Annotated in this window: 5 protein-coding genes and 3 pseudogenes; 3 read left to right on the top strand and 5 right to left on the bottom strand. The window is 67.6% G+C overall.

Translation table 11 applies throughout. The features are described 5' to 3' along the window. Positions 1–129, top strand: a pseudogene (locus ACLP9N_RS17685) (PE-PGRS family protein); the annotation flags it as partial. A 16-nt stretch (positions 130–145) separates the two neighbouring features. Here the strand turns inward: ACLP9N_RS17685 and ACLP9N_RS17680 are convergent. The 3 genes from ACLP9N_RS17680 to ACLP9N_RS17670 are packed head-to-tail and all read right to left on the bottom strand — an operon-like array spanning position 146 to position 5322. Continuing rightward, on the bottom strand, positions 146–3394 hold the full coding sequence (locus ACLP9N_RS17680; protein ID WP_442408640.1) for a carboxyl transferase domain-containing protein: 3249 nt from the start codon (positions 3392–3394) through the stop codon (positions 146–148). Next, complete coding sequence (locus tag ACLP9N_RS17675) at positions 3391–4920, bottom strand: class I adenylate-forming enzyme family protein (protein ID WP_442408639.1); 1530 nt, start codon at positions 4918–4920, stop codon at positions 3391–3393. Before ACLP9N_RS17675 ends, ACLP9N_RS17680 begins: the two co-directional genes overlap by 4 nt. A 57-nt stretch (positions 4921–4977) precedes the next feature. Continuing rightward, positions 4978–5322: a nitroreductase family deazaflavin-dependent oxidoreductase gene (locus tag ACLP9N_RS17670; RefSeq protein ID WP_442408638.1), complete on the bottom strand. Its 345-nt coding sequence runs from the start codon at positions 5320–5322 to the stop codon at positions 4978–4980. Positions 5323–5465: 143 nt separating this feature from the next. Here ACLP9N_RS17670 and ACLP9N_RS17665 point away from each other — a divergent pair, with 143 nt between their 5' ends. Next, positions 5466–6299, top strand: a complete 834-nt coding sequence (locus ACLP9N_RS17665; RefSeq protein ID WP_442408637.1) for a thioesterase family protein — start codon at positions 5466–5468, stop codon at positions 6297–6299. A 1-nt stretch (position 6300) separates the two neighbouring features. On the opposite strand, the pseudogene ACLP9N_RS17660 reads toward ACLP9N_RS17665, so the two are convergent. Continuing rightward, a pseudogene (locus tag ACLP9N_RS17660) lies at positions 6301–6546 on the bottom strand (flavodoxin family protein); the annotation flags it as partial. Between the two features lie 167 nt (positions 6547–6713). Here ACLP9N_RS17660 and ACLP9N_RS17655 point away from each other — a divergent pair. Further along, positions 6714–7061: a recombinase family protein gene (locus ACLP9N_RS17655; RefSeq protein WP_442408636.1), complete on the top strand. Its 348-nt coding sequence runs from the start codon at positions 6714–6716 to the stop codon at positions 7059–7061. A 283-nt stretch (positions 7062–7344) separates the two neighbouring features. Here the strand turns inward: ACLP9N_RS17655 and ACLP9N_RS17650 are convergent. Then, positions 7345–7654: pseudogene (locus tag ACLP9N_RS17650) on the bottom strand (hypothetical protein); the annotation flags it as partial.

The following is a 7654-nucleotide window of genomic DNA, read 5'->3' as shown; positions in this document are numbered from 1 at the left end:
GGTCCGGGCGGCCAGGGTTGTGTCCCGGGCGTCGGTTGCGGCTCGGGCGGGCAGAACGCGGGTCCGGGCGGCGTGCCCGGTGGCACCGGTTGTCTGCCGGGCGTCGGCTGCGGCTCCGGCCACGCATAAAACAGTTCATTGACCCTCAGCGTTCCGGGAGCCTGGCGATCCAGGCCCGGGACGCTGCGGGGTCGATGACGTCGTCGAGTTCAAACGTGGTGGCCGCCCGCAGCGCCTTGCCGTGCTGGTAGGCCGCCTCCACGAGTCGATCGAACAGATTCTGGCGCTCGAGCGGATCGGCCGCCGCGGCCAGTTCCTTGCTGAAGCCAAGGCGGACAGCGCCTTCCAGGCCCATGCCGCCGATTTCCCCGGTGGGCCAGGCCACGGTGAACTGCGGCGCGTGGAAGGAGCCGCCGGCCATCGCCATCGCGCCCAGCCCATAAGCCTTGCGCAGGATGATCATTCCCAGCGGCACGGTCAGCCGCGCGCCGAGCACGAACATCCGGCCGAACCGGCGCACGGCGGCCTCTTTTTCCGCGTCCGGCCCCACCATGAACCCCGGGGTGTCGCACAACGAGATCACCGGCAACCGAAACGACTCGCACAGGCCGAGGAAGTCGGCGGCCTTATCGGCCGCCTCGGCGTCGATCGCGCCCCCGAGATGGTGACTGCTGTTGGCGATGAGCCCGTATGCCACGCCCTCGACACGAACAAGCGCGGTGACGATTCCGACCCCGTAGTCGGGGCGCAGTTCCAGCACGGAGCCGACGTCGACGATCGACTCGATCGCCCGGTGGACGTCGTAAGCGCGTAACCGGTTCTGCGGCACCACATGCCGGGCCAGTCGCGAATCCGGGGCTTCCCAGTCTTCCCTGTCCTGCAAGCCGCCCTGGAAGTACGACAAATACTGCTTGGCCAGCGAGACCGCGTGCGCCTCGTCACGGGCGACCAAGTGCACCACGCCGTTGTGCCGCTGCACGTCGATGGGCCCGATCGCCTCCGGTGGGTACGCCCCGAGGCCGCCGCCCTCGATCATCGCCGGCCCGCCCATCCCGATGTTGGCGTCCGGGGTCGCGATGATCACGTCGCACACCCCGGCCAGTGCGGCGTTGCCGGCGAAGCAACGGCCGGAGACGATCGACACCAACGGCACCTGGCCGCTCAGGCCGGCCAGCACCCGGAAGGTCGGCACATCCAGCCCGGCGTGCCCGCCGACGTCGGTGTCCCCGGGCCGGCCACCGCCACCCTCGGCGAACAGTACCACCGGCAGACGTTTTCGGGCGGCCAGGTCGAACACGCGGTCGGTTTTCGCGTGGTTGCGCATGCCCTGCGTCCCGGCCAGCACGGTGTAGTCGTAGGACACCACGACGGCCTCGGCCGCCGCCGGGCCGAAGCGGTCGCCGCCGATGGTCGCCAGGCCGGCGACCAGGCCGTCGGCCGGGGTGTTGGCGATCAGGTCCTCTTCGGAGCGCCGGCTGCGCTGCGCAGCGATGGCGAGCGCGCCGTATTCGACGAAGCTGCCGTCGTCGACCAAATCGGCGATGTTCTCCCGGGCGGTGCGGCGACCCTGGTTGTGCCGCTTGGTGACCGCGGTCGGACGGCCCTCGTCGCGGGTGAGCAGGTGGCGCTGGGTAACCTCGTCGAGGTCGGCGCGTGGCCGGTCAAGATCTGTCGCAGCGGCGACGGATTCGCCGTCGGCACCCGCGCCGGTGCGGGCGAAAACCAGCAGCGGGTCCCCGGTTCCGACGACCTGGCCGATGACCACCAGGCTCCGGAGGATCCGCAGCGCATCGGGCGCGACGAGCACATGCTGCATCTTCATCGCCTCGAGCACCGCCAGTTGATCGCCGGGTGCGAATTCGGCGCCCTCGGACGCCAACTCGACCACCGTGCCGGCCAGCTGCGCACGCAGCGCTTCCTCACCCGGATACAGCTCGACCGCCGCGATCCGGGTGTCGTGCTGGTGAGACAGCGCCCCGGCCGCCAACTCGCGGAACATTTCGTCGAGGAAACCCGTCGTCACCCAACCCGACTGAAGCTGGCTGTCCGATAAGAGTTCTCGCAGGAACCCGATGTTGGTGCGAATGCCCTCGATGCCGAAATCGGCCAGCGCGGTCCCGGCCTTGCGCAGCGCCGCGGGGAACTCCGAGCCGCGCACGTGCGTGGTGACCTTTGCCAGCAGTGAGTCGTACCGCGGGCTGGGAGTCAGCCCGGGACGTCCGTAGGTGTCGACGCGTATTCCGGGGCCGCTGGGCGGCGAGAACATCGTCAGTGTGCCGGTCGCCGGTAGGACGGACCCGTCGGCGGCGAAAGTCTCCATGTTGACCCGGGTTTGAATCGCGATACCCCGTCGTGCGGCCGGCTCGCCGATGACTTCGCTGCCGTCCGAGGCGATTCCGGCCGGCAAGCCCAGCTGGTAGTAGGAGTCGCCTCCGGCGATGGCCAGCTGAACAGCCACCAGGTCCACCCCGGTGGTCTCCTCGGTGACGGTGTGTTCCACCTGGATGCGCGGGTTCACCTCGAGGAAGACGAACTTCGCCCCGTCCTTTTCACTGGCGACCAGGAATTCGACGGTGGCCAGCCCGCGCAGACCGACTCTGGCGCACAGCCGGGCCGCGGCCTGATGCAGGCCGCGGCGTAGTGCGTCCGAAAGGTCTTGGGCAGGAGCGATTTCCACGAGCTTCTGATAACGGCGCTGGATGCTGCAGTCACGGTCACCGAGAGCCAGCGCATGCGTTTGATGCCCGGCGGGCGCCGCGACGATCTGTACTTCGATGTGCCGCGCGCCGTCCAGCAGCGCCTCGGCGAACAACGCCGGATTGCCGAAGCCGAGTTGCGCCTCCGCTGCGCACTGGCGGTAGGCGTCGTCGATCTGATCGGCGCTGTTCACCTTCCGCATTCCGCGGCCGCCGCCGCCGGCCAGCGCCTTGATCATGATGGCGCCGTCGTGCGCGGCGAAAAACGCGCGGACGTCTTCGACGCTGCTCGGCCCCTCGGTCGCCGGCAGCACCGGCACCCCGGCCGCGATCGCGGCGGCGCGGGCCGAGGACTTGTTGCCGACCCGCTCGAGCACCTCGGGGTCGGGGCCGGCGAACGTGTACCCGGCCGCCGCGCAGGCGCGGGCGAATTCGGCTTTCTCGGACAGGAACCCGTATCCGGGATGAATCATTCCGGCGCCGGAGGTTTTGGCGGCCGCCAGCACCGCCGCCTGGTCCAGGTAGGCGTCGGGGCCGGTGCCGGGCAATCCGATCGCTTCGTCGGCGGCGTGCACGTGTGGGCTCTCGGCGTCGTCTTCGGCGTAGACCGCAACCGTTTGCATGCCCAATTCGGTTGCGGTGCGGATGATTCGGAGCGCGATCTCGCCGCGGTTCGCGATCAGCAGCGTTGCGCTCATCGGAGCGGCTCGCCCCACTGCACCTGTTCGCGGAGCGTGCCTTTGAGCAGTTTGCCGCCGGCGTTGCGCGGCAGCGGACCGGTGGCGATGGTGACGTATTGCGGCACCTCGAAATCGGCGAGCTGCGAGCGGCAATGTTCGAGCACGGCCCCGACGTCGATGTGCTCGCCGAACAGCACCGCTCCGACCTTCTCTCCCATGACCTCGTCGGGCACTGCCAGCACGCAGGCGTCCGCGACGTCGGGGGCCGACAGCAGCGCCGCTTCGACCGCGACGCTGGAGACGTTTTCACCGCCCCGGTTGATGATGTCCTTGAGTCGGTCGACGATGTGCACCCGACCGGCGGCGTCGACGCGAACCACGTCGCCGGTGTGCAGCCAACCGTCCACGAAGGTGGCCGAGGTGGCCTCCGGCCGATTCCAATAGCCGGCAGTCACATTGGCGCCGCGCGTGACCAACTCCCCCACACCCGGCTCGTTGTCCCCGAACGGGATCACGCCGAGATCCACTGAGGGGACCGCATATCCGACCGAGTCGGCATGCTCGACGGCATCATGGTCGGGCAGCACGGTCATCAGCGAGGCGGTCTCGGTCATGCCGTACCCGTTGAACACCGTGGCGTGCGGAAACGCATCCTTCACCGATCGCACCAGCGACGGGGCGATCGGCGCGCCGCCGTAGCCCAGCCAGCGCACACCGGAAACATCGGTGCCGGGAAATGCCTTGTGCCGCAATAACAGCGCGTACAGCGCCGGAACGGTCACCATGAGCGAGATTCGCTCCTCAGGCACGGCGGCGATCAACGCGTCAAAGTTGACCGCGGGCATGATCACCGATGCGCCCCCGAGCCGAGTGGCGGCCAAAAGCTGTGAGTTGCAACCGGTCACGTGGAACAGCGGCACCGAGATGAGGGTGCGCAGGTCCTCACCGACGTCGCGGGAAAGTCCGAGGCACCGCAGTGAGTTCTCCGTGTTGGCCAGGAAGGCCTCGTGGGTGGTCGGCACACCCTTGGGGTGACCGGTGGTGCCCGACGTGTAGAACAGCGCGGCAATGCCGGTGCGGCCGAGTTGCTCGGTTACGTGCGGTTGGCCGTCGGGCAACGGCGTATCCGCGGCCAGATCCACGTGCGCACCGGAGTCGGACAGCACGAACTCGACCTCCGGTTGCGCGGAGCGCGTATTGACCGCCACCACAACGCCACCGGCCATCACCGTGCCCCAGAATGCGAGCACCCAGTTGATACCCGCCGGGTAACGCACGGCGACCCGGTCGCCCGGTTTCAGGCCGCCCGCACGCAACCCACCGGCCACCCGCGCCGCGCGGTCCCACAGCTGCCGGTACGTCAGGCGGCCGGCGCCGAGTTCCACCACGGCTTCGCTGTCGGGGCGATTGTCGACATGCTCGGCGAGCATCTCCAGCAGCGTGGCCGGAAGTTTCTCGTAGTGTGGAATGCCCTTGGCGTCGCGGGACACGCCGGTCGCCGGGAAGGGGTTGTGGTCACGCGGGATCTCGGTCACTTGGGTCATGTCCCGTTCCTTCCCGTCACCCCATCGGCGTGTACCCACAAACCGTAGGGCAATCGGTCAGGTCAGCGCGAACTTGACGTAGCTGTCGACGTTAGATGCGTGCAAGATCCAGCGCCACCTCGCCGAAAGCTGGGGTTCAGCGGTGGCCGCGTCGATGACCTCCGGCCGCACAACGCTGTAAGTGCGCCCTTTGTCGGTGATCGTCGCGGATCCGGCGGCGAGCACGTTGCGCAGCCAGTCGACGCCGGAGCCGTACGGCAGCCCCACCAAAATTCCGTCGTCGGTCCTGAGCGCGACGACCGGGGTCCGGTACCGTTTTCCTGACTTGCGGCCGGTGTGTTCGATCACCGCCGCATACCAATAACGATGGCCCGCGAGAGCCATCTCAGCCGGGTTGGTCACACGCTTGTTGAAGCTCCGGACCAAATCTCGAACGCGCGGATTTTTGTAAGTCGGCATGGGTAGCAAGCCTGCTCCGCCACCGCGCGTTCGGCCAGGGACCTTAGTCCCCGGACCCCACTATCCGGTGTCCTATCGTGATGGCGGTGACTATCGACGACTCCGCCGTGACGCCCGAGGCGTTCTTCACTGTCGACGGCGACTCCTACCTGCCGGGCGTGATGACGCGGGGACCGTGGGGGGCGAGCATGGGCGGTCAGATCGTCGGCGGGCTGTTGGGTTGGGGAATAGAGCAATCCGGCATCGACGCTGACCTTCAGCCGGCCCGCCTCACGGTCGACCTGTTGCGCCCAGTTCTGCTCGAGCCGGTGCAGATTCACACCTCGGTATCGCGGGAAGGCCGTCGCATCAAGCTTGTCGACGGCTCGCTGGTGCAGAACGGGAGGACGGTCGCGCGGGCCAGCGCACTGTTCCTGCGACGGGGTGAACACCCCGAGGGGGAGGTGTGGTCCGCGCCGATGGAGATGCCGCCGTTGCCTACCGGATCCGGCGGCTTCCCCGCGGACATGCCGTTTCTCATCTGGGGATACGGGGCCACCCTGCAGGGCAGTCCCGGCATCGCCGCGGGCGAGTGGGAGCAGTCGCATTCCCAGAAGTTCGCGTGGACGCGGTTGTTCCGTCCGATGGTGCACGGCTACCCGCTCACCCCGTTGGTTCGCCTGGCATTCGTCGGCGATGTCACGAGTTCGCTCACGCATTGGGGCACTGGCGGATTGCGCTACATCAACGCCGATTACACGATCACCGCGAGCCGGCTGCCCGACGGCGAATACATCGGGCTCGCGGCTCAGAGCCACTACGGCACGGCCGGTGTGGCCACCGGCAGCGCGACACTGTTCGACCGGCACGGACCGATCGGCACCAGCTCGGCGTTGGCCCTGGCCCAGCCCGCCGGGGCGTTCCAGCCGGCTTTTGAGTAGGTCAGTCCATCAACTGAGCAGCCACGGTCGCGCCGAGTTCCCAGCACGATTGCAGGTCGTCCTTGCTCGGCTTGCCCGACACCAGCACGTACTCCGCGGCTTTCACCCACCCCAGGCCGGTCGTGATGGCGGTGACGCCCCGTTCGGCGCCCTCGGTGCCCTGGTTGCCGTGCATGTACAGACCGAACGGTCGTCCACGGGTCGAGTCCAGGCAGGGGTAATAGCAAACGTCGAAGGCGTGATTAATAGTTGTAAACCAGGCTTTTATGAGCCGTCGGTCAAACGCCGCCGCGACCAGCGCCGACACCCTTCGGGCCATCGTCTACACCCGCATTTCTAGTGATAAGGCCAAAGGCCGATCGGTTAGAGCAACAGCGTGAGTGCCGCGCCACCTGCGAGCGCGAAGGCTGTCCGGTGGCCGAGGTCATCTGCGACAACGACCGCTCGGCCAGCCGTTACGCCACCAAGGACCGGCCCGGCTTCGAGCGGCTGTGCCGGATCGTCACCCCTGGCGACGTCATGGTGGTCTGGGAGGCGTCACGCGTGCCGCGCGATATGGGAACACTTATCGCGCTGCGCGGCCTGTGCATCGGTGAGCCGGTTCCGTCGATTGCCGAAGCCTTCAAGGTGAGGCGCGCAACGCTGTACAGGTACCTGGCTGAGGCCGGCCGACACCACGACACGCCCGTCCGCCCATCACCACGACCCCCGCCATCACAGGCCGGGGTCGTGGTGTCTGACATGGCCGAAAAGTACTGCTGAATAACGACTTTGGTAGGCGTTCTCAAGCCAGACTGGCAAGTGGCTTGCACGCCCAAGTAGTTAAATCCCAATCGTGACAACCAGTGCTCAACTCACCGTCGACCCGCGCAGCCGCCTCATGGAAAGCTGGAGTGCCCTGCTCGGTCAGGTGCTGGCCGACGACCAGGCGGCGTCTTGATCGCGGCACAACCCAGGCCGCGCAGCCTGGCCAGCTTCACGGGAAAGCTGGCCGACCGCAAGAAGCGGGCCACGACCCCGACACCGATACGCCGGCCGGTCAAGCTCACGCCGCCGACGAGCCGAAGACCCCCAAGACGAGAGAACAGAAGGATTCGGCCCGATGGCGCCCATCGCAGTACTGCGCGAAGGGCTGCGTCTCGCAGCCTTCGGACGCGGGGTCGCGAAACCGACGGAAGATTTGGCCAGCGCAATCATGACGGCGGCGAGCGCGATTCTCATAAGGCTGCCTAGGAGCGTGGGTCAGTAACACACCGATCGGGGTGCACGGCTGATTGCCGGGTACACGCGATGATGGGGTGTGCCTGATGATCTCGATGATGGTGGGTTGTTCGCGGTAGATGCCGCGCAGCGGG

Origin of the sequence: Mycobacterium sp. (genome assembly GCF_052144515.1) — a bacterium.
GTDB lineage: Bacteria > Actinomycetota > Actinomycetes > Mycobacteriales > Mycobacteriaceae > Mycobacterium.
Note: the sequence above shows the minus strand (reverse complement) of the source record. Positions and strands in the feature narration are given on the sequence as shown.

Coding starts and splice junctions, on each gene's coding strand:
- ACLP9N_RS17680 (WP_442408640.1), bottom strand. CDS start 3,394: ATGAGCGCAACGCTGCTGATCGCGAACCGCGGCGAGATCGCGCTCCGA.
- ACLP9N_RS17675 (WP_442408639.1), bottom strand. CDS start 4,920: ATGACCCAAGTGACCGAGATCCCGCGTGACCACAACCCCTTCCCGGCG.